Source organism: Virgibacillus sp. NKC19-16, assembly GCF_021560035.1.
GTDB lineage: Bacteria > Bacillota > Bacilli > Bacillales > Amphibacillaceae > Virgibacillus_L > Virgibacillus_L salidurans.
Window position 1 is genome coordinate 1,448,639 of sequence record NZ_CP074373.1, and the last position, 21,143, is coordinate 1,469,781.

The 21,143-nt window shown below is 39.8% G+C and carries 16 protein-coding genes, 2 pseudogenes and 3 riboswitches; of the genes and pseudogenes, 14 read left to right on the plus strand and 4 right to left on the minus strand.

Annotated elements, in window-relative coordinates; all coding sequences use genetic code 11:
- Positions 1 to 56 precede the first annotated feature (56 nt).
- From KFZ58_RS07550 to KFZ58_RS07575, 6 genes and pseudogenes are all read left to right on the plus strand, one after another.
- Entirely contained in the window at positions 57 to 1,238 is a 1,182-nt protein-coding gene (locus KFZ58_RS07550; RefSeq protein WP_235794197.1) for a CaiB/BaiF CoA transferase family protein, read from the plus strand.
- A 20-nt stretch (positions 1,239 to 1,258) separates the two neighbouring features.
- Complete coding sequence (locus tag KFZ58_RS07555; RefSeq protein ID WP_235794198.1) at positions 1,259 to 2,122, plus strand: HpcH/HpaI aldolase/citrate lyase family protein; 864 nt, start codon at positions 1,259 to 1,261, stop codon at positions 2,120 to 2,122.
- Positions 2,123 to 2,127: 5 nt separating this feature from the next.
- Positions 2,128 to 3,441, plus strand: coding sequence for a 2-hydroxycarboxylate transporter family protein (locus tag KFZ58_RS07560; RefSeq protein WP_235794199.1), 1,314 nt, complete (start codon positions 2,128 to 2,130; stop codon positions 3,439 to 3,441).
- Between the two features lie 432 nt (positions 3,442 to 3,873).
- Positions 3,874 to 4,404, plus strand: a complete 531-nt coding sequence (gene ectA, locus KFZ58_RS07565; protein ID WP_235794200.1) for a diaminobutyrate acetyltransferase — start codon at positions 3,874 to 3,876, stop codon at positions 4,402 to 4,404.
- A 4-nt stretch (positions 4,405 to 4,408) separates the two neighbouring features.
- A pseudogene (ectB, locus tag KFZ58_RS07570) lies at positions 4,409 to 5,682 on the plus strand (diaminobutyrate--2-oxoglutarate transaminase).
- A gap of 52 nt (positions 5,683 to 5,734) precedes the next feature.
- Entirely contained in the window at positions 5,735 to 6,121 is a 387-nt protein-coding gene (locus tag KFZ58_RS07575; RefSeq protein ID WP_235794201.1) for an ectoine synthase, read from the plus strand.
- A gap of 741 nt (positions 6,122 to 6,862) precedes the next feature.
- On the opposite strand, the gene metC is transcribed toward KFZ58_RS07575, so the two are convergent.
- From metC to KFZ58_RS07595, 4 genes and pseudogenes are all read right to left on the minus strand, one after another.
- Complete coding sequence (gene metC, locus KFZ58_RS07580; protein ID WP_235794202.1) at positions 6,863 to 8,029, minus strand: cystathionine beta-lyase; 1,167 nt, start codon at positions 8,027 to 8,029, stop codon at positions 6,863 to 6,865.
- A pseudogene (locus tag KFZ58_RS07585) lies at positions 8,026 to 9,146 on the minus strand (methionine biosynthesis PLP-dependent protein). Before KFZ58_RS07585 ends, metC begins: the two are co-directional and overlap by 4 nt.
- An 80-nt stretch (positions 9,147 to 9,226) precedes the next feature.
- Positions 9,227 to 9,333: riboswitch (SAM riboswitch) on the minus strand.
- A 135-nt stretch (positions 9,334 to 9,468) separates the two neighbouring features.
- Positions 9,469 to 10,575, minus strand: a complete 1,107-nt coding sequence (locus tag KFZ58_RS07590; RefSeq protein ID WP_235794203.1) for a 5-methyltetrahydropteroyltriglutamate--homocysteine S-methyltransferase — start codon at positions 10,573 to 10,575, stop codon at positions 9,469 to 9,471.
- Positions 10,576 to 10,638: 63 nt separating this feature from the next.
- Complete coding sequence (locus tag KFZ58_RS07595) at positions 10,639 to 11,688, minus strand: homocysteine S-methyltransferase family protein (protein WP_235794204.1); 1,050 nt, start codon at positions 11,686 to 11,688, stop codon at positions 10,639 to 10,641.
- A 139-nt stretch (positions 11,689 to 11,827) separates the two neighbouring features.
- Positions 11,828 to 11,928: riboswitch (SAM riboswitch) on the minus strand.
- Positions 11,929 to 12,180: 252 nt separating this feature from the next.
- A riboswitch (SAM riboswitch) is annotated at positions 12,181 to 12,284 on the plus strand.
- A gap of 114 nt (positions 12,285 to 12,398) precedes the next feature.
- Here KFZ58_RS07595 and KFZ58_RS07600 point away from each other — a divergent pair.
- The 8 genes from KFZ58_RS07600 to sat all read left to right on the plus strand — a co-directional run bounded on the left by KFZ58_RS07600 (position 12,399) and on the right by sat (position 21,128).
- The gene (locus KFZ58_RS07600; protein WP_235794205.1) at positions 12,399 to 13,133 is read left to right on the plus strand and encodes a phosphoadenylyl-sulfate reductase; all 735 of its coding nucleotides are present in this window, start codon (positions 12,399 to 12,401) and stop codon (positions 13,131 to 13,133) included.
- A 147-nt stretch (positions 13,134 to 13,280) separates the two neighbouring features.
- Positions 13,281 to 15,128, plus strand: coding sequence for an assimilatory sulfite reductase (NADPH) flavoprotein subunit (locus KFZ58_RS07605; RefSeq protein ID WP_235794206.1), 1,848 nt, complete (start codon positions 13,281 to 13,283; stop codon positions 15,126 to 15,128).
- Positions 15,129 to 15,157: 29 nt separating this feature from the next.
- A complete protein-coding gene (gene cysI, locus KFZ58_RS07610) occupies positions 15,158 to 16,891 on the plus strand; it encodes an assimilatory sulfite reductase (NADPH) hemoprotein subunit (RefSeq protein ID WP_235794207.1) in 1,734 nt (577 codons plus the stop codon).
- Positions 16,892 to 16,940: 49 nt separating this feature from the next.
- Complete coding sequence (gene cobA / locus KFZ58_RS07615) at positions 16,941 to 17,720, plus strand: uroporphyrinogen-III C-methyltransferase (protein WP_235794696.1); 780 nt, start codon at positions 16,941 to 16,943, stop codon at positions 17,718 to 17,720.
- Between the two features lie 14 nt (positions 17,721 to 17,734).
- Positions 17,735 to 18,478: a sirohydrochlorin chelatase gene (locus tag KFZ58_RS07620; protein ID WP_235794208.1), complete on the plus strand. Its 744-nt coding sequence runs from the start codon at positions 17,735 to 17,737 to the stop codon at positions 18,476 to 18,478.
- A 2-nt stretch (positions 18,479 to 18,480) separates the two neighbouring features.
- Positions 18,481 to 19,104: an NAD(P)-binding protein gene (locus tag KFZ58_RS07625; protein ID WP_235794209.1), complete on the plus strand. Its 624-nt coding sequence runs from the start codon at positions 18,481 to 18,483 to the stop codon at positions 19,102 to 19,104.
- 3 nt (positions 19,105 to 19,107) lie between these two features.
- On the plus strand, positions 19,108 to 19,914 hold the full coding sequence (locus KFZ58_RS07630) for a uroporphyrinogen-III synthase (protein WP_235794210.1): 807 nt from the start codon (positions 19,108 to 19,110) through the stop codon (positions 19,912 to 19,914).
- A gap of 35 nt (positions 19,915 to 19,949) precedes the next feature.
- The gene (sat, locus tag KFZ58_RS07635; RefSeq protein WP_235794211.1) at positions 19,950 to 21,128 is read left to right on the plus strand and encodes a sulfate adenylyltransferase; all 1,179 of its coding nucleotides are present in this window, start codon (positions 19,950 to 19,952) and stop codon (positions 21,126 to 21,128) included.
- Positions 21,129 to 21,143 lie beyond the last annotated feature (15 nt).

Consider the following 21,143-nt stretch of genomic DNA (forward strand, 5'->3'; position numbering starts at 1 on the left):
TGCTATGCCTTAAGAAGGTCTTATTCTTTCTACTAAAATAGTTTGGGAGGGCTTACATGATATTGCCATTAGAAGGATTAAAAGTTATCTCTGTTGAACAGGCAGTAGCTGCACCTTTTGCATCCAGACAGTTGGCGGATTTGGGTGCTAGAGTAATTAAGATAGAAAGACCAAAAGTTGGTGATTTCGCTAGAGGATATGATCAAACAGTTAATGGAATGTCAAGCCATTTCGTTTGGCTCAACCGTTCGAAGGAATCGCTTACTTTAAATATGAAGGCAGAAGAAGGTAAAGAAATATTTGAGGAATTATTAAAGGATGCAGACGTTGTTATTCAAAACCTAGCTCCTGGTGCGATGAATCGGCTTGGTTTAAGTAACGAGGAAATGCATGCGATTAATGACCAATTGATTATTTGTAATATTTCCGGCTACGGTTCCAATGGTTCTTATGTAAATAAAAAAGCTTATGATTTAATTATCCAGGCAGATGCAGGTCTTCTTTCCGTAACTGGCACGGAAGATGCTCCTTCAAAAGCAGGAATTTCTGTAGCCGATATTGCTGCAGGAATGTATGCATATAGCGGTATTTTAGGTCAGTTGATTAAACGTGCGAAAACAAAGAAAGGTGCAGTTCTTGATATCTCTATGCTGGAGGCACTTGGTGAGTGGATGGGCTATCCTATGTACTACTCTGTTTATGGAGGCACATCACCAAAAAGAACCGGAGCACAGCATGCTACCATTTATCCGTATGGACCTTTTCCTGTAAAAGACAATAATATGGTATTTTTCGCTATCCAAAATGAAAGAGAGTGGTTAAATTTTTGCAAAACGGTTCTCAAAAATGAGGAATTAGCGATGGACGAAAGATATAACAGTAATTCAAAAAGGGTTCAAAACAAAGAAAATTTACGAATTGAGATTGAAGCGGAATTAAAAGGTAAATCTGCAGAAGAAGTGATTGCTATATTGGAAAAAAATAAGATCGCAAATGCACAACTGAATTCGATGAAACAATTTTTCGAACATCCACAACTACAAGAAAGAGATCGCTGGCTGGACATAGAAACCCCTGTTGGAACTATAAAATCTTTATTGCCACCAATTTTTCAAAACAAAGAAGAGATGATGGCAGGTCCGATTCCAGATGTCGGAGAACAAACAGATTATATTTTACAAGAAATTGGATATCAAAATGACCGAATAAAAGTATTAAAAGATGACGAAGTAATTTAAGGAATAAGGGGGAAATTCAATTGCTCCATCGATCATTATTATTTGTTCCGTCAGATAAGGAAAAAATGCTTCTGAAAATAAACGAGCTTCCGGCTGATATCATCATCCTTGATCTGGAGGATGCAGTCGCACAAGCCGATAAAGAATCTGCCAGAACACTTATACACAAGCACTTTTCCACCATGGAGAAGCAGATGGTTGTAAGGATGAATGATATACAATCAAAAGCATACGCAATAGATTTGAAACTGATAAAAGAGATTGCAACGTATGGTAATTTCATAGGTGTTATGCTACCTAAAGCAAACACAGATAAAGACATTCAACATTTAGCAAAACATCTGGATGAAATCGAGAGCATGGTAAAAAGGGCAAACCCTTTAAATATTTTTCCGTTAATTGAAACCGCTTCAGGTGTAAAAAACGCATTTGAAATCGCTGGAGCAAGCACCCGTATATCCGCGCTGGTATTTGGCGGAGTGGATTATGTAAATGATATTGACGGAGAGGCAACAGAGGAAGAAAAAGAATTATTATTTCCACGTTCACAAATTGTTATATCATCCCGTGCAGCAGGGATTCAAAAACCAATCGACACGGTCTATATCGATATAAATAATCAGGATGGATTCCAAAAGAATGCTAAAGCTGCAAAAAAATTAGCATTCGGGGGCAAGTTGCTAGTTCATCCTAAACAAATCAAAATCGCAAATGAAGTTTTCTCTCCAAGCGATAAAGAGATAAAAGAAGCACGAGAAATCTTAGCAAATATGAATGAACAAGGCGTATTTCAATGGAATGGAAAAATGGTTGATAAACCAATCATTGATAAAGCAAACAGAGTAATAAATGAATTCAACATGATTTCTACAAACAAGGGGTGAAAGGAATGGAATCAAATAAGTATTCAACAGATGAATTAATCAATCATAATGAACCATGGTATAATCAGGTGAAAATCTTTAATATGCCTATTTTGTGGTTTTTAGGCTTCAGTGCTATTGTCATTGCTGCCATGTATATGGAAATTTTACCAGGAGGAATGATTGGCAGTCTTATCGTTATGATGGTTCTGGGAGAACTGTTTGGCTGGATTGGAGATCATACACCAATTGTTAAAAGCTTCCTTGGCGGAGGTGCTATTGTAGCGATTTTTGGTTCTGCCTTTCTGGTCTATTCTGGAATAATGCCAGAGTACACAGTTACAATGATTAATGATTTTATGACTTCTGGTGAATTTTTAAATTTTTATATTGCAGCATTAATTACTGGAAGTATTCTCGGAATGAATTCCAAAACATTAAAAGTAGCAGGAGCAAGGTTTGCGTTGCCTTTATTTTCAGCGGTCATTGCTTCAATTCTACTCGCGGGTGTTATTGGTCTGATCATTGGTTATGGGTTTAGGGATGCAATTATTCTTATAGCTATGCCTATTATGGGAGGCGGAATGGGTGCAGGTGCTGTACCAATGTCCCAAGTCTATTCAGAGATTTTAGGGAATGACCCATCTTATTATATCTCCATACTCGTTCCAGCCTTGGCTTTAGGTAACGTGTTTGCCATTATATGTGCCGGATTATTAGATATGTTAGGCAAGAAGGTTCCAAGTTTAACTGGAAATGGAGAGTTAATGGCAGGATTTAAAGTAGGAAGCGATAAGAAAATTAATTATGATATTAAATTAATGGGGGTTGGGGTTTTAGTAGCATTAACCTTTTATATTGCTGGACAAATTTTAGGGTTAATCATCCCACTTCACCCATATGCATTAATGATTATCCTGGTAGCAGCATTGAAAATTTTTGATTTATTGCCTGATTTTATCGAAGAGGCTGCAAACCAATGGTATCAATTCGTAGCTAAGAATTGGACACTTGCATTATTAATTGGTATCGGTATTGCTTATACAGACCTCGAAACAGTTATAGCTGCGATTTCATTCGAATATATTATTCTCGTAGCAAGTGTCGTAATCGGTGCAATTATTGGTGCCGGTGGCGTAGGAAAACTGGTTGGATTTAAGCCAATCGAATCTGCAATTACAGCAGGATTATGTATGGCAAATATGGGGGGAACTGGAGATGTGGCAGTATTATCTGCAGCTAAAAGAATGGAACTTATGCCATTCGCACAATTATCTTCCCGTTTGGGGGGAGCTCTCATCCTTGTAATTGCCGGTCTGTTAGTGCCATTGTTTATGTAACTAGAGAGGAAGCAAGGTACCGGATCGCTTGCTTCCAAATGTAAAATTGAATCGTAATGAACCTGCTCCCATTGCAGAAGTGAGAACAATAATCTCGCTTCTGCAATGGGAGCCTATTTTTTCATAACTTTAAACATTGGCTGGATAATTATTGATTTAGACTCTTTTCTATTTAAAAAATTTATAATTGATGTAGTATTTATTGTATTTTTTCCCTAATCCCTATAAATTCTGTCTATTTCTTATTATTTCGTAGTTATTTATAGGCTGTGGCAACTATTTTTAATTAATCGGATGGAATCACGTTTAAACACGCTGAATCACGTTTAATGCCTTTTGACGAAATCAATCCTTGGATTTAATCTTAATAGGTACGCAATTTACAAAAATAATTTCGGAGGTGAGAGCATCAGTAAAGGCGGAATTGGCGAATTGACAAGAGAAAAGGACATTCAAACAGATTTTCATTTTCGTAAGCCAAGTAAAGACGATGGGGCAGCTGTTTGGGGGTTGATTAAACATACAGGCGTGCTTGACCTTAACTCCTCTTATAGCTATCTTATGTGGTGTGAGATCTTTTCGGAAACATCGATTGTCACGGAAAGAGAAGGGGAGACTGTCGGTTTCATTTCCGGGTTTATTCATCCGGATACACCGAATACATTGTTCATTTGGCAAGTAGCTGTTAACGAATCCGAACGTGGTAATGGGTTGGGGACGAAGATGTTGTTTCAACTGCTGAACCGTGAACATTGCGAGGCGGTTGAATACGTAGAAGCAACCGTATCTCCATCAAATACGCCGTCACAAAACCTATTTCAAGGTCTTGCAAAAAAACTTGAGACCAATTGTGAGGTAGGCGATTATTTTTCATCAAATGATTTTCCAGGAGAAGGTCATGAGGATGAACTATTGTTTAAAATCGGACCTATTCAAGAAGAAAAAATAGTTATAAAAGGATGATTTCATGACAACGGCTTTGTTAAGCGATAAGAAAATGAAAACGTTTGAAGAGATAGAATCAACCGTAAGAAGTTACAGCAGAGGATGGCCGACCATTTTTGAAAAAGCTAAAGGCTATAAGCTGTGGGATATAGATGGAAAAGAGTATATTGATTTTTTTGCAGGAGCTGGGGCGCTGAATTATGGACATAATGATGACGCCATGCAGGAAAAATTAATTGAGTATATTAAAAATGATGGAATTATACACAGCCTCGATATGGCAACAACTACAAGAAAGGAATTTCTCGAACGCTTCAAAGAAGTAATTTTAACACCACGAAATCTTGATTATAAGATCATGTTTCCAGGACCAACTGGAACAAATACTGTGGAGAGCGCGTTGAAAATAGCCAGAAAAGTAACTGGCAGAGATACGGTGATCAGTTTTACAAATGCTTTTCACGGAATGACAATTGGTTCCCTATCTGTGACAGCTAACTCATTTAAACGTCATGGTGCAGGTATCCCGCTTCATCATACGGTATCTATGCCATTCGATGATTATGTGGAGGATCAGGATTCACTGGCTTATTTGGAAAGATTTCTTGAGGATAGCGGAAGTGGCGTTGCCCTGCCGGCAGCCATTATTCTGGAAACAGTTCAAGGAGAAGGTGGCATGAATGCTGCCAGATTAGAGTGGGTGAAAAAAGTAGAACGTATTTGCAAGCGCTGGGACATTTTATTAATTATTGATGATGTTCAAGCAGGTTGTGGACGAACCGGTACATTCTTCAGCTTTGAGCCTGCCGGAATTAATCCGGATATTGTCTGTCTTTCCAAATCAATTGGCGGAATTGGGCTGCCAATGGCGATCACATTAATTAAACCAGAATATGATCAATGGGAGCCAGGCGAACATAACGGAACATTCCGTGGAAATAATCTGGCATTTCTCGCAGCAACAGAAGCCTTGACTAACTGGGAAACAGATGAATTCAGTAAAGACATTCAAGCGAAAGCCAATATATTGACTGAAACAATAAACCTTTGGGTAAAAAATTATCCAGAGCTGAAGGCTGAAGCTCGTGGCAGGGGCTAATGCAAGGTATAGCCATTGATGTGGACGGTCTTGCAAGTGATATTTGTGCAGAGGCTTTCAAGCGCGGTCTAATTGTGGAAACTTCCGGACCAAACGATGAAGTTGTCAAATTCTTACCACCACTGAATATTGAGAAAGAAGGCCTTGAAAAAGGGCTCGGGATTCTTGATGATAGTATTAAGCATGTTCTTGCTTAAGTTAAAATACACGACTAAATAGACAATTTATAATGGCAAAGGGGAAATAGAAATGATCGTAAAATCACTTGAAGAAATTGTTGGAACTACAGACGAAACATCTGATGAAAACTGGACGAGTCGCCGCTTTTTACTGAAAAAAGACGGGGTCGGCTTCAGCATGAATGATACCCTTATTAAAGCAGGAACAGATAATTTCTTCTGGTACAAAAATCACATTGAAGCGGTTTACTGCATTGAAGGGGAAGGCGAAATTGAAAAGGTCGAAACCGGAGATGTGTATCAAATTAAAGCAGGGACGATGTATATCCTCGATGAAAATGATAAGCATCGACTACGTGCCAGAACGCAGATGCGTATGGTTTGTGTATTTAACCCACCGCTTGTAGGAAGAGAGACACATAATGAAGAAGGATATTATCCGTTGTTGACGGAGTAGGGATAGAATTATAGAAGGGAGCCAGGCTTATTAGTCTGGTTTCTTTTTATCTTGATCTATTAAAAAATGCACTCTGATAATTTAAAATTAAATATATATATTGCAACTTTTCAGGTCCCCCCAAAATCCTCCTCCTTTTAAATTCCCTCAGGACACACTCCATTTTCTGTAGTATCATTAAAATATGGAAAAACAGGCGATGATTATTCAAGGAAGAAAGTCGCAACTGAAGATATTAGATGGATTCGGCATCTGATGACGACCAATCCCTCTTGGCACCGTTCGCGAGTTTCCAGAGAAATTTGCTTGGCCTGAAATTGGGTGTATGAAAACGGAGGCCCCCAAAGAAATTGCTTGTCGATCCCTTTTGCGCAAACTTGAACAAAAAGGGTTTATCATACTTTCCGCTCAACGAAACCCGGGGTGGAGTGGTTATCAGAAGAAGCAACCGGTGGTTAACCATGATACCAGGGGTATTTCAGGGCGCCTGCGCGACATAACGCTGATTCGTCTCGTTTCTGTCGCGAAGACGAAGAACAAAATCGTTTAATTTCTTTTGTTTCCACTTCTTGCAATGCTTCTTGAGAAATTTTTCCTTCTTTAGAACCTTTTCTTGCCTCATGTAAAATTTCTGAACGTAATAAACTTCCAACGTGATCTGCTTTAAACGAAGTTTTTACTATTGTTTTTTCATTTCAATTTCCTCTTTCTAAAATTTTTTAAGTATGCATATTTAAGTAGTCATTTTTGACGGACAGCTTTTTGTAAAGCCTGATCTAGATCTGTAATTAAATCGTCTGCATGTTCCAGTCCAATAGAAAGTCTAAATAATCCATCAGAAATTCCTCTTTTTTCTCGTTCTTCCCTTGGCATTGCAGCATGGGACATTGTAGCCGGATAGGAAAGAATTGTCTCGACTGCACCCAGACTAACAGCGAAAACTGACAAGCGGACATATTCCACAAAAGTTTTGGCTACTAGATCATCATTTAATTCAAATGAAAGGACGGCTCCAGCACCTGTCGTTTGACCAACATGGATACCATGTCCTGTATGGGAAGGTAATCCAGGATAATACACTTTTTTAATTAACGAATGATCGTTTAAGAAAGCGGCGATTTTGTGTGCTGCTTCGGTTGACTGTTTTAGACGAGTTCCCAATGTTTTGATCCCCTGGATTAATAGATAAGAATCTTGCGCACCTAAAATTGCCCCAAAGGAATTCTGCATTAAGGCTAATTTTTCACCAAGTTCTTCATCTTTTGTGACTGCTAAACCGGCAATAATATCGCTATGCCCGGATAGAAATTTGGTCGCACTATGAAGCACGATATCCACTCCAAGGTCTAGCGGATTTTGATAGAGTGGTGACATAAATGTGTTGTCAAGATACGTTAAACAATTATTCGTTTTGGCAATGCGTACAACCGCTTTAATATCGGTAATGTTTAAACAGGGATTAGATGGTGTTTCCATATAGATGATTTTTGTGTTCGGCTTGATTGCGCTAGCTACTTCGTTAAGTTCCGACATATTGACAAATGTATGGTCAATTTTAAACTTGGTTAATACTTCAGTCACAAAACGATAGGTGCCACCGTAGACGTCCCTGGAAACCAACACATGGTCACCAGCTGATAGCAGCATAAAAGCAGAAGATATCGCCGCCATACCAGAAGCAAACGCGAACCCTCTAGTTCCGCCTTCTAGCCCGGCAATTGTTTCTTCTAATGCTTGCCTTGTTGGGTTCCCTGATCGGCTATAATCAAACGGACTAAAATGATCAAAGCTTTCTTGGTGAAATGTTGAGGATAGATAAATAGGAACATTTACTGCACCAGTTTTCTGTTCTATATCTACGCTCCTTGATGCGTGGATGAATTTTGTTTCTAAATGTTCATTGCTCATATCTCAATTTCCTCCTTTTTCAAATAGGAAAATACACGTTTCAAGTCTTCGATAATGTTTCCTACATCTTCAATACCAACGGAAAAACGTAATAATCGATCGTCAATTCCTCGTCGTATTCGTTCTTCAACTGGTATGTCTGCATGGGTCTGTGTGGCAGGATAAGTAATGAAACTTTCCACCCCACCAAGACTTTCGGCAAACGTAATTAATTGCAGGTTTGCTAAAAAGGATTCAACCCATCTACTTTCTTTAAGGCGGAATGAAAGCATACCGCCGATTCCGGTATATAATACATCGGTAACAGCAGGTTCACTTTTCAAATACTCGGTAATTTCCTTGGCATTTTCTTCGTGGCGTTTCATCCGTAAACCAAGCGTTTTTAATCCCCTAATTAATAGCCAAGAGTCAAAAGCAGACAATACTGCACCAGAGGCATTATGGTTGGTTGCTAGTCTTTCATAAATTCCCTCTCCCTTAGCAATGACCAATCCAGCCAGTACATCATTGTGTCCGCCGATGTATTTCGTTGCACTATGAATAACAATATCAGCTCCTGATTCTAACGGTCGTTGCAGATAAGGGGTTAAAAAAGTATTGTCAACAATAAGTAATAGATTATATTTATGGGCAAGTGATGCATACGATTCGATGTCAATTTCCTGCATTAATGGATTTGTTGGTGTTTCAATGAATAATGCCTTTGTTTTATTGGTAATCAACTTTTCCGTTTCATTGAAATCGTTAAATTTAGAGTAGGTTGTTTTTATCTTATAGGCATCTTCATAATGTTTCAGTAACCGATATGTTCCCCATAAATATCCTCTGGAACAATTAATTCATCATCCGTTTGGAAAAGGGAGAGTGTTAACTGAATAGCAGCCATCCCTGAACTACAGGCATATCCACTATCACCAGCTTCTAGTTCTGCTATTCCTTCTTCTAAAATAGTTCGTGTTGGATTTTTGGTACGTGTATAATCATATCCTGTGGACCTACCAAGTCCTTGATGTTGATATGCTGTCGATAAATAAATCGGTGGGCTTATTGCACCAGTCGTCTTGTCAGAATGATTGCCCAACTGCGCCAACAGCGTGTCGATGCTTTTCTCCGTCATGTTATCAATCCCTTTTCTGTGAATTAAGCAAAATAAAAGGACCTTCAATAAGAAGAAGGTCCTTAATACCGAAAACTATCTTCATATCTTCTAGGTAATATACCTATTGGAATTAGCAACTTGGACTTAAATAAGACCGGTTGCTAAGACTTTAACGGACCAATCTCTCTGTCTCTCTGGATAAGAACAGTAATTTGGAAAAACTTATTTCTCTCACTGAATAATTTTCACATGATCAAAACTACCATTTCGGATGTTTGTAAATTAATAGGTGTTTATCATAAAGATAGAAAGGCCCCTTATCACTGAAAAGGGCTTTGAATTATCCCCAAATTTCTTTAGAAATGTCAACAATAAATTTTAGTTTTCTCCATTGATCTTCTTCTGTTAATTTATTTCCATGATGGGTTGAAGCGAATCCGCATTGTGTACTCAAGCATATTTGTTCAAGTGGTACATATTGTGATGCTTCCTGAATTCGTGCTTTTATTGATTCTTTATCTTCAAGTTCACCATTTTTGGATGTTAAGACACCAAGTACAACTCTTGATCCGCCATTTGGAATAAATTCTAATGGTTTGAAATCACCTGAACGTTCATCATCGTATTCCAAGAAAAATCCATCAACTTTTTCCTTTGCAAATAGTTTAGGGGCAATAAGTTCATAGCTTCCTTCAAAAGCCCAATTAGACCGATAGTTTCCACGACATAAGTGGGTCGTCACGAACAAATCTTTTGGTTTTCCTTCTAATACTTCATTTATAACTCGCAATGCAAGATCAATAAGTGTTTCTCGTGAATATTTACCATCATTAAACGGGATATCTGGAGAAGAAAGGCCAGCAATATAAACATCATCAAATTGTAAATAGCGAACTCCAGCATCGTAAAACGCCTTTAATGCATCACGATATGTTCTTATTACGTCATTTGCATATTCCTCAATGTCAGGATAGATACTCTCGTCGATAATTCCCTCATTAAACAGTTGATTAGGACTAGGAATCGTTTGTTTGGCAACCGCACGACCATCAACAATTTTATTAAATTCAACAAAATCTTTTATAAATGGATGGTTAGGATTAAAGGTAACTTTTCCTATATTTCGGATATTATATTTTTCCGTTTCCTCATTACCATGGAAAATATATCCTATATCGGGGACATATCCCTCTATACCATTCAAATGTTCTAAGAAATCGGTATGCCAAAATCTACGTCTAAACTCACCGTCAGTTACTGCTTCTAATCCAACTTCAATTTGTTTGTCAACGATTCGTTTAATTTCTTTTGTCTCAACTTCACGTAATTGTTCTGCTGTAATATTTCCTTCTTGGAATTCCTTTCTCGCTTCATGTAAATTCTCTGGTCGTAATAGACTTCCAACTTGATCTCCTCGAAATGGTGCTTTTATTAATGTGATTGACATTTAAATTCCTTCTTTCTTTTTTATTTTTTTGAAATTAGTGTTATCGTTCCATAAATCTATCTCTTAAGCTTTTAACCGATAGTTCAAATTGTGTTCTTTTAGTGTTTTGTCTTTTCCAAATAAGAAATGCTTTTCCATGTCGGGGGAGTATTTTGAATTCACGGCTTCAACACCCACCGCCTCAGCCACTGCACGCAGCATTGCTGGTGATGCACCACAACATAAACCAATATAATTTATACCAATTTCTTTTGCTTCCTTTGCCCAGGCTGCTAATTCATAACGGTTATGATAAAGTGGATCCAGTGCAGTCGGGAAAGTTGTTTCTAATGGTAAATGACAACTACATCCTCCGTCCGGTAAATTAAAGAATGTTGGATTTTCTTCGGATGTGCGGTAAGGAATTGGTAAGCCACCAACATATCCGTTTACGGCTTTTCTTATGTCAGCTAAATATGGTTGCATTGTGTCCGGACCACGGAAACAATTCATCCCAACGACCAATGCGCCTTTTTCTGAAAGTATTTTGCAAGATTCATCTACAGTATAACCATCTCTTAAAATGTTTTCCCCCATTAGTCCAAGTGTGATAACAGCTGGTAATCCTTGTTTAAGAATCTCTTCCAGTGCAATGAGTGCTTCTTCATGATAGTAAAATGTTTCACCATTAATGAAATCGACGCCTTCTTCCTTGCACCAACTTGTCATTTCAGCAAACATATTTCTTACCTGTTGCTTTGATTCAGCATCTTCTGGGTCAAAGAGATTGGTGTTGGAAATATTTCCAGCAACTAATGCTTCTTCTATTGGATGCTCTTTAGCAACTTCTTTTGCTAAACGGATGGCATTACGATTGAGTGGTTCTAACAAGTCCTCCTTACCGATAATACGCATCTTTTCTCGATGTGCATTATATGTAAATGCAAGTACAACATCTGAACCAGCATTCATATAATCCCTATATGCTTGTTTAAGTGCCTCGGGGTTATTCAATGCTACTTCAGGAACAAAGGAACCAGCTTGTAAGTACCCCCTTCGTTCTAATTCGAATAAATACCCTTCCCCAGCAATCACTGTTCCATCTTTAAGACGTTCCTCTAAACTGCGCTTCATATCTTTTCTCCTCCCGGTTACATATTTTCTAAGAATTTCTCAAACGCCGTGTTTATGGATAGCGTTTTTGGTAATTACTCAAAAATAAAACCCCCTTCTTAGAATAAGAAGAGGGTTAGACATCGTTCGCTAATTGCTCTTCTTATCTTCATGCATACGCTTCTGGAATTGGCACAGTACTAAAAAAAGTCCGCTGCCGAGGCTTCAAAGGGCCAGTCCCTCCACCTCTCTGGATAAGAAAAATATTTATTCAATTATTGATTAATAAACACATTACAGCTGTTTTTATAGAAAGTCAAGGAAAGAATTATAATTTTTATAATTTTAGATGGAGTATGGAAAGATAACAATAAAAAGAACGTATATTAAAAGGCGCCCCTATTCTGGAAATTTTAAAATTAAATATACTTTTTCTGAAATATCTGTTGACTTTTCCGTTTTTTCAGTATATAATAACTTACCAAGTTAATAAAATTTAATTTTACGCATTTTTTCTTATCGAGAGAGGTGGAGGGAAAGGCCCTTTGAAGCCTCGGCAACAGGTTACGTTAAACACTGTGCCAACTCCTACAGGCTATATGTCTGGAAGATAAGAAGAGTCGATGGCTAAATATAATGTAGTAGCATATCCTCTTCTTACATGATAAGAAGGGGATTTTTAATTGGTATTTTTGATTTCAACATATACTTTTTATTTGGAGGGATGACATATGACGAACTACTCGGTCAGCTATAATGATTTCCCGGGAGACCCTTTTAAGGATTGGGATCCAACAGATGCTACTAAAGGAGCCACGAGAGTTTTGCAATGGGCTTACGAATCATACGGTGATTCCGTTGTTTATGCATGCAGCTTTGGCGCGGAAGGCATCGTATTAATTGATTTAATCTCCAAGGTGAAAAAGGATGCGGAAATTGTTTTTTTGGATACAGAGATTCATTTTCAGGAAACGTATGAACTTATTGACAAAATAAAAGAAAAATATCCTGAACTTCGTATTCATTTAAAAAAGCCTGACTTAACCCTGGATGAACAGGCGGAACAATATGGCTCTGCTCTATGGAAGCGCCAGCCTGACCAATGTTGTTTTATTCGAAAAATAAAGCCTCTAGAAGAAGCATTAAGTGGTGTTCCTGCATGGATTTCCGGTCTTCGCAGAGAACAGTCTCCCAGTCGAAAGCATACGGACTTTGTTAATAAAGATGAACGATTTAAGTCCATCAAAGTTTGCCCGTTGATTCATTGGACTTGGGATGACGTTTGGGAACATATCCGAGTTAACAACTTGCCTTACAATGATTTGCATGATCAAGGTTACCCAAGTATCGGCTGTATACCATGTACTTCTCAAGTAACGGATTCTGATGATCCCCGTGCAGGCAGGTGGGCTGGCCTAGATAAAACGGAATGTGGGCTTCATACTGCGGGGAATAATTCTAACTAGATTCATCCAATTCATATAGTTATGGAAACGTATGGACATAAATCCTAGTAAACAGCTCTAATTACAATGTTTTATGTTACGAAAGCTATCCAACTGCCGGCTATACAGTTAAAGAAGAAAAATTATTCCTTTGTGAGGTGACTATAATTGCAGTTACAGGTAATGAACAGTCCTTTTAATCAAGAACAAATAGATAATCTTAACCGCCTTCTTCCAACATTAACGGAGGCGCAAAAAAATTGGCTGAGTGGATATCTGGCGGCTCCTCAGACAGCGGGATCTCCTGATTCTGTTGTGCAGAATACGCCAGAGCTTGAAACTTCATCCCAAAACGTTCAGCAGATAGCTTCCCGTGAAGTGACAGTCCTTTTTGGATCTGAGACTAGTAATGGGCAAACACTTGCCGAGGAGATGCTCGAAAAGTTAGAAAAACGGGATATCAAGGTTACATTAGCTGCGTTGGATGATTTTAAACCAAAAAATTTAAAAAAAGTCCAGGATTTACTGATCATAACGGCTACCCATGGAGAGGGGGAACCGCCGGATAATGCTATATCTTTCTATGAATTTCTTCATGGCAGAAAAGCACCAAAACTGGATGATTTGCGATTTTCAGTGCTATCTCTGGGAGACCAGTCCTATGAGTACTTTTGTCAGACCGGCAAGGATTTTGATAAACGGTTGGAAGAATTAGGGGGTGAACGGATTTACCCACGGGTGGATTGTGATGTAGATTTTGACGAACCTGCAGCAGAATGGGCTGAGGGTGTATTAGATAAATTGCAAGTGACGCAGGAGGTTAAGCCTGGAAGTGAAACCGCCCGTACAGGGCAAGTAGATACTGGGTCACTCAAGGCGGAAAAATCGAACTTTTCAAGAGCCAATCCCTTTAATGCTGAAATTCTAGAAAATTTGGATCTGAATGGAAGTGGGTCGAACAAAGAAACACGGCATCTTGAGTTATCTATCGAAGGGTCAAACTTGGCCTTTGAGCCGGGGGACAGCTTGGGTATCATCCCTGAAAATGATCCTGTCCTGGTGGATAAACTGATTGATGAAATGAACTGGGATCCTGAAGAAACGGTTCCGGTAAATAAAAAGGGGGATACACGCGCATTGCGTGATGCCCTGCTTACGAATTTCGAGATTACTAGACTGATAAAACCATTGGTGGAGCAGGCAGCACAACTTTTCAGAAATGACGGGTTAAGTGAACTGGTTAGGACAGGACGGGAGGAAGAACTAAAAGCGTATCTCGTTGGGCGGGATTTGCTTGATTTGATAAAGGATTTCCCGCCTCGGGAGGTGCCGCCAAGCGAATTTGTACAGATTCTCAGAAAAATTCCGGCCCGCCTCTACTCGATTACGAGCAGTTATAAAGCAAACCCGGAGGAGGTACACCTGACAATTGGAACGGTTAGATATAATGCCCACGGGCGCAATCGGCTCGGTGTCTGCTCTGGACAGTCTGCGGAACGGGCAGAGCTGGGGTCTCTATTACCAATTTATATCCAGCGTAACCCGAATTTTAAATTTCCAGCCGATGCTAACACGCCGGTGATCATGATTGGACCAGGCACAGGTGTAGCACCTTTTCGATCATTCCTGGAAGAGCGGGAGGAGACAGGTGTGGATGGTAAAACGTGGTTATTTTATGGTGATCAGCACTTTTCCACAGACTTTCTTTATCAGGTTGAATGGCAAAAGTGGCTTAAGGAAGGTGTGCTCTCCCGGATGGATGTCGCATTTTCACGAGATCTTGCTGAAAAAGTGTATGTCCAGCATCTTATGCTTGAGAAAAGTGAGGAACTCTATCAATGGCTAAAAGAAGGAGCTAATGTATATGTATGTGGTGACGAAAAACGGATGGCAAAGGACGTCAATCATACATTGATAACGATCCTTGAACAAGAGGGCGGCATGAGCTATGAGGAAGCAGAAGTCTATTTGAAAGATATGCGACAGCAGAAACGTTATCAACGTGATATATATTAAGTCGAAGCTAAATGGAAAGGAGCTTAAATATGGTGAACAATAGATTTTCACAGCAGAATGGACCTCCGAGCGATCTTGAGCGAATAAAGGAAGAAGGTAACTACCTGCGAGGGACGATCGAAGAAGGACTTCAGGACCGAATAACTGGAGCAATTTCAGATGAAGATACGAAGTTGTTAAAATTTCACGGAAGTTACCAGCAGGATGACAGGGATATACGAGACGAACGGCGGCGCAAAAAGCTTGAGCCAGCTTACCAGTTCATGTTGCGTGTACGTGCACCTGGTGGTGTGGCTACACCGGAGCAATGGTTAGTCATGGACGATCTTGCCCAGAAATATGGCAATGGAACGCTGAAATTGACTACCCGGCAAGCATTTCAAATGCACGGGATACTAAAGTGGAATCTCAAGAAAACAATGCAGGAAATAAATGAAGCATTGATGGATACATTAGCTGCTTGTGGTGATGTAAACCGGAATGTGATGTGCAATCCGAATCCGTATCAATCGGAGGTTCATGCGGAGGTTTACGGATGGGCTGCGAAACTCAGTGAATATTTATCTCCACAGACAAACGCGTATCATGAGATCTGGTTAGATGATGAAAAAGTGGAAGACAGTCGCAGCCCGGAGGAAATTGAGCCAATGTATGGGCAATACTATTTACCGAGAAAATTTAAAATCGGTATAGCGGTTCCGCCTTCCAATGATGTGGATATCTTTTCCCAAGATCTTGGTTTGATTGCCGTGCTAGAAGAAGGAAAGTTGCAAGGGTTTAATATTGCGGTCGGTGGAGGCATGGGAATGACTCATGGAGATACAACCACATACCCACAAGTTTCCCGAGTGATTGGCTACTGTCCGAAAGATAAAATTATTGAACTGGCAGAAAAGGTGATAACGATCCAGCGGGATTATGGAAATCGCTCGAATAGAAAGAACGCCCGCTTTAAGTACACGATCGATGCCAGAGGACTCGATTGGTTTCAAGATGAACTAAATGAAAGGTTAGGATGGAATCTTGAAGAGGAGCATTCCTATCACTTCGCCCATAATGGTGACCGTTATGGCTGGGTAAAGGGTGACGGCAGATGGCATCTGACTCTATTCATTCAAAATGGTCGTATCAAGGATTTTGAAGATTATTCGCTTATGACAGGGCTAAGAGAAATTGCCAAGATCCACACAGGGGATTTCCGACTTTCACCGAATCAGAATCTGATTATTGCGAACGTAACGAGCCAAAAGAAAAAGGAAATTAAGGAATTGATCGAAAAATATGGACTTACGGATGGTAAACATAATTCTGCACTAAGGCGAAATTCGATGGCCTGTGTAGCCTTACCAACTTGCGGCTTGGCTATGGCCGAATCAGAACGATACCTCCCTTCGCTAATAGATAAAATTGAGGTGATATTGGATGAAGCCGGCCTAAACGAAGAAGAGATCATCATTCGTATGTCGGGATGCCCTAATGGTTGTTCACGTCCTGCTCTGGCTGAAATTGCTTTTATTGGGAAGGCCCCCGGAAAATACAATATGTATCTCGGAGGTGGTTTCACTGGAGACCGATTAAATAGCCTTTACCGTGAAAATATAGGGGAAGAAGAGATTCTGGCGATTCTTCATCCTATTATTAATCAGTATGCGAAAGAAAGGCAGGAAGGGGAACACTTTGGTGATTATGTTGTCCGTGCCGGTTATGTCGATGAGGTTCTTTCAGGACTTGATTTTCATTCAACGAATATGGTCAAAAGCTAAAAACTAGGAAGCAGAATTTGTGATTCATGTAGAAGGATGTGGTGAAATGATGGGCAAAGTTTATTTAATAGGCGCTGGTCCTGGAGATCCAGATTTAATTACAATTAAAGGAGTAAAGGCCATCCAGCAGTCAGATGTTATTTTATATGACCGTTTAGTTAACGAAGAATTATTAAGTTATGCTTCTAATATGACGGAATTGATTTATTGTGGAAAGCGCCCCAACCAGCATGCATTGACGCAAGAAAAGATAAATAACTTACTCTGTACATTTGCAAATCAAGGAAAAACTGTCACCAGATTGAAAGGTGGAGACCCATTTATATTTGGAAGAGGCGGAGAAGAGGCAGAAGTGTTAGCGCAAAACGGAATTGCCTTTGAAATTGTTCCAGGTATTACCTCTGGTTCTGCAGTTCCCGCCTATGCTGGTATTCCGTTAACCCACCGGAATTATAGCGCTTCGGTTGCCTTCGTCTCGGGAGCCAGCAAGAGTGGTGCTGATACTGAAAAATACTGGGAAAATCTTGCACAAGGAATGGATACACTATGCATTTATATGGGAGTAAAAAATCTCCCAGCTATTTGTGAGAGACTTATTCGATATGGCCGTGATGCGAATACACCGATAGCTTTAGTACATTGTGGTACGACAGAGAGGCAGCAAACGGTGACAGGAACTTTGCAGAACATTGTGAAGAAGTCCAGTACCATCCAGAATCCTGCTATGATTATTATCGGAGAGGTTGTACGGCTGAGAGAAGAGATTCAATGGTTTGAACAGCGTTCGATTGAAAAGGAAGAGGTCTTTGCTCAGGCTGTTCTTGGATGATTGGGGGTTAATGAATGCAAGGAGTTCTATATGTCAGTCATGGAAGCCGTGTCCCCGAGGCAATAGCTGAAGCATTTACATGTATCAACTCTGTCAAGCGACAGATTGACGTTTCGCTTCAGGAAATTTGTTTCTTGGAGCTGGCTGGGCCAACGGTAGAACAAGGTATTGAAATGCTTGTAAACCAGGGAGCTTCACGCATCTCTATCATACCTGTCCTGCTTTTAAGTGCCGGGCATTACTACAGTGACATACCTGAAGAGGTAAACCGGGCAAAGGAGAAATATTCTTCTATTACATTTACCTATGGGCAACCACTTGGTGTACAGGATCGTTTCATAGACGTCTTGGCAGAACGGATAAAAGAGACCCATATACCAGTCAATCCTGATGCAAAAATACTGCTTGTCGGTAGAGGAAGCCGTAATCCGCAGACGAAAAGGGATATGGAACGAATTGGGGGAAAGTTACAAACAAGGATGAAGTTCAGCCGGGTTGATGTTTGTTTTTTAGCTGCCTGTAATCCTTCTTTTGAAGAAGCAATTCAGTCGTCTTTAACAAAAGCGCATTCGCAAATTTTCATCGTTCCTTATTTATGGTTTACGGGAGTACTCATGCATTATTTAGAGGAAAAAATAAGTGAGTTAAATAACTCAAACAAGGATGTTTTATTATGCCGGCAGCTCGGCGACCATCCTGCGATGAAACAGGCACTGAAGGAACGTGTTTATGAAACTTTTGATAAAAAGGATGCTTAATAATGGCAGTAATCCCCCTTATGGTCGATGTAGGCGAAAAAAATATCGTGATTATCGGAGGCGGCCACGTCGCTGAGCGGAGAGTCCAGTCCCTGCTTACGGGTGGCGCTCGTCTCACCGTAATCAGTCCGGAAATTAAGGAAGGGATTCGCTCACTCTGGGAAGAAGAACAGTTAGACTGGAAGCAAAAATATGTTGAGACGGAAGATCTTGATGGAGCTTTCTTAATAATCGTTGCTACAAATGATTCGGTTGTGAATCAAGCTGTCATCAAGGTTTCACCTCCGAATTCCTTATTAAATGTTGCGGGAGAAGCTGACCAAGGTAATGTACATTTTCCTGCTCATTTTAAACAAGGAAAATTGTCTGTAGGTATATCAACCAACGGTGCAAGTCCTATGCTTTCAGCCAAAATTAAAAATGAGCTTCATACGATTTATGACGAGAGCTATGGAGATTACGTTGACTTTTTGTATGAAAGCCGTCAATTAATCAAAGACTCCCTTCTGGATAAAATGGCTCAGACATTATTATTAAAGGAACTTTTGTCGGAAAGCTTTTTAAACAAGCATAAGCAGAGACAAACGATCGAGTGGCTGAAAAGTTTATGCCGGAAGGGGAGATAAGGAATGAAGGGCTTGGAAGGTAAGAATATTGGTGTAGCAGCCACACGTAAAGCAGATGAAATTAACAAACTGATTCAAAATAGTGGAGGTACATCTCGCACTTTTTCTATTCAAGGAGAACAGATTTTAAATGAAAATATCAGCGAACAAAATGTTTCAGAGCTACTAACCAAACCATTCGATCTGGCACTTTTAACTACAGGGATCGGGGCGGAGACTTTAGAAAAGTCAGCTTATCATATGAATCGTCTCCCTGAATTTATCCGGAAAATGGAGAATATAGATTTGGCAGTTCGTGGTAGTAAAACAGAGAAATGGATGAAGAAACATTCCATGGAAGCAACATTTGTTTCGAAAGACGGCACGATGGAAAGTATGCTGGAAGCTTTGGCTGTTGAGGAACCTAACAAAGGGAAACGTTTATTTTTACAAGCTTATAATAAGGATGGTGCAGTACTAAGGCAAAAATTAGAAAATCGTGGCTATGTTGTTTACCTATCAAAACCTTATCATTACAAGGAACCGGATCAAACTACATTAAATAACTTAAGGCAGGAAATCATCAACCAGTCACTCGATGCTGTGATTTTCACGAGTAAAACCCAGGTTCAAAACCTTTTTACTACGTATAGCAAAACGAAAGAAATTGTTGATTCCTTTAACGATAAAGTCTTAGCTGTAGCAGTGGGAAAAGTAACCGCAAAGGAACTCGAGCAACACTATGTTTCTACTGTTTTTCATCCCACTAAACCGAAGATGGGCACAATGGTCATCGAACTAGGGGATTATTTGACAGGAAACTCCAATTAAGAAATTGAATAACAATTACATGGAGGTTTTAAGTGATGACATTAACAACGCAAAAGGAACAAACAACTATTATTCCGCACGGGGGCGAACTTGTACAAAGAGAATTAGTTGGTTCGCAAAGAGAAACCTATCTAAATAAAGTGAGTGCAATGAAATCATTAGAACTGAATGCCTGGAGTCTATCTGACATAGAGCTCATCGCCATCGGTGGTTTCAGCCCGTTGACTGGTTTTATGGGCAAGTCGGATTATACACGAGTTGTTGAGAAAATGCGCCTTGAAGATGGGACGATTTGGAGTGTCCCAATTACACTTGCGGTGACCGGGGAGCAAGCAGATGATTTTGAGATTGGTTCAGAAATTGCCCTTGTTGGAGAGGACGGCGCTTATTATGGTGTGCTTGAATTGGAAGAAAAGTACAACTATGACAAGGAAAAAGAAGCGAGGCTCGTGTATGGTACGACTGACGGAGCTCATCCTGGTGTGAAAAAGACATATGAGAAAGGCGAGGTTTATTTAGCTGGTCCGATTTATTTATTGAACCGGCCAAATCATAGCAAGTTTGAAGATTTTTATCTGGATCCATCAGAAACACGAAAAATGTTCGCAGACTTAGGCTGGAAAACAGTTGTTGGTTTTCAGACACGCAACCCTGTGCATCGTGCACATGAATATATTCAAAAATGTGCACTTGAGTCTGTGGATGGTTTGCTGTTAAATCCATTGGTTGGTGAAACCAAATCGGATGATATTGCTGCGGATATTCGTATGGAAAGCTATCAGGTGATTCTAAAAAATTATTATCCAGAAGACCGTACGCGACTTGTTATTTATCCTGCGGCAATGCGTTATGCGGGACCAAAAGAGGCTATTCTGCATGCGATTGTTCGCAAAAATTATGGCTGCACCCATTTTATTGTCGGTCGTGATCATGCTGGTGTCAGTGATTATTATGGAACATACGAAGCGCAGGAATTTATTTCACAATTTGAAGCGGAACTGGGCATTCAAATTTTCAAATTTGAACATGCATTTTACTGCACCAAGTGTGAAAACATGGGTACTGCAAAAACGTGCCCGCATGATAAAGAATCTCACGTGCATCTAAGTGGAACAAAAGTACGTGAAAAGCTTCGTAATGGGGAGGACTTGCCGAAGGAATTTTCACGTCCGGAAGTGGCGGCAGTACTTCGTAAGGGTATGAAAGAAAATTAACCAAAGGGATGTTTC

Bases quoted from the DNA above. Each gene is read 5' to 3' on its own strand.
- KFZ58_RS07625 (WP_235794209.1), top strand. From the start codon at position 18,481: ATGGCAGTAATCCCCCTTATGGTCGATGTAGGCGAAAAAAATATCGTG.
- KFZ58_RS07590 (WP_235794203.1), bottom strand. From the start codon at position 10,575: ATGTCAATCACATTAATAAAAGCACCATTTCGAGGAGATCAAGTTGGA.
- KFZ58_RS07600 (WP_235794205.1), top strand. From the start codon at position 12,399: ATGACGAACTACTCGGTCAGCTATAATGATTTCCCGGGAGACCCTTTT.
- cysI (WP_235794207.1), top strand. From the start codon at position 15,158: ATGGTGAACAATAGATTTTCACAGCAGAATGGACCTCCGAGCGATCTT.
- cobA (WP_235794696.1), top strand. From the start codon at position 16,941: ATGGGCAAAGTTTATTTAATAGGCGCTGGTCCTGGAGATCCAGATTTA.
- KFZ58_RS07550 (WP_235794197.1), top strand. From the start codon at position 57: ATGATATTGCCATTAGAAGGATTAAAAGTTATCTCTGTTGAACAGGCA.
- KFZ58_RS07560 (WP_235794199.1), top strand. From the start codon at position 2,128: ATGGAATCAAATAAGTATTCAACAGATGAATTAATCAATCATAATGAA.
- KFZ58_RS07575 (WP_235794201.1), top strand. From the start codon at position 5,735: ATGATCGTAAAATCACTTGAAGAAATTGTTGGAACTACAGACGAAACA.
- sat (WP_235794211.1), top strand. From the start codon at position 19,950: ATGACATTAACAACGCAAAAGGAACAAACAACTATTATTCCGCACGGG.
- KFZ58_RS07595 (WP_235794204.1), bottom strand. From the start codon at position 11,688: ATGAAGCGCAGTTTAGAGGAACGTCTTAAAGATGGAACAGTGATTGCT.
- KFZ58_RS07630 (WP_235794210.1), top strand. From the start codon at position 19,108: ATGAAGGGCTTGGAAGGTAAGAATATTGGTGTAGCAGCCACACGTAAA.
- KFZ58_RS07620 (WP_235794208.1), top strand. From the start codon at position 17,735: ATGCAAGGAGTTCTATATGTCAGTCATGGAAGCCGTGTCCCCGAGGCA.
- metC (WP_235794202.1), bottom strand. From the start codon at position 8,029: ATGAGCAATGAACATTTAGAAACAAAATTCATCCACGCATCAAGGAGC.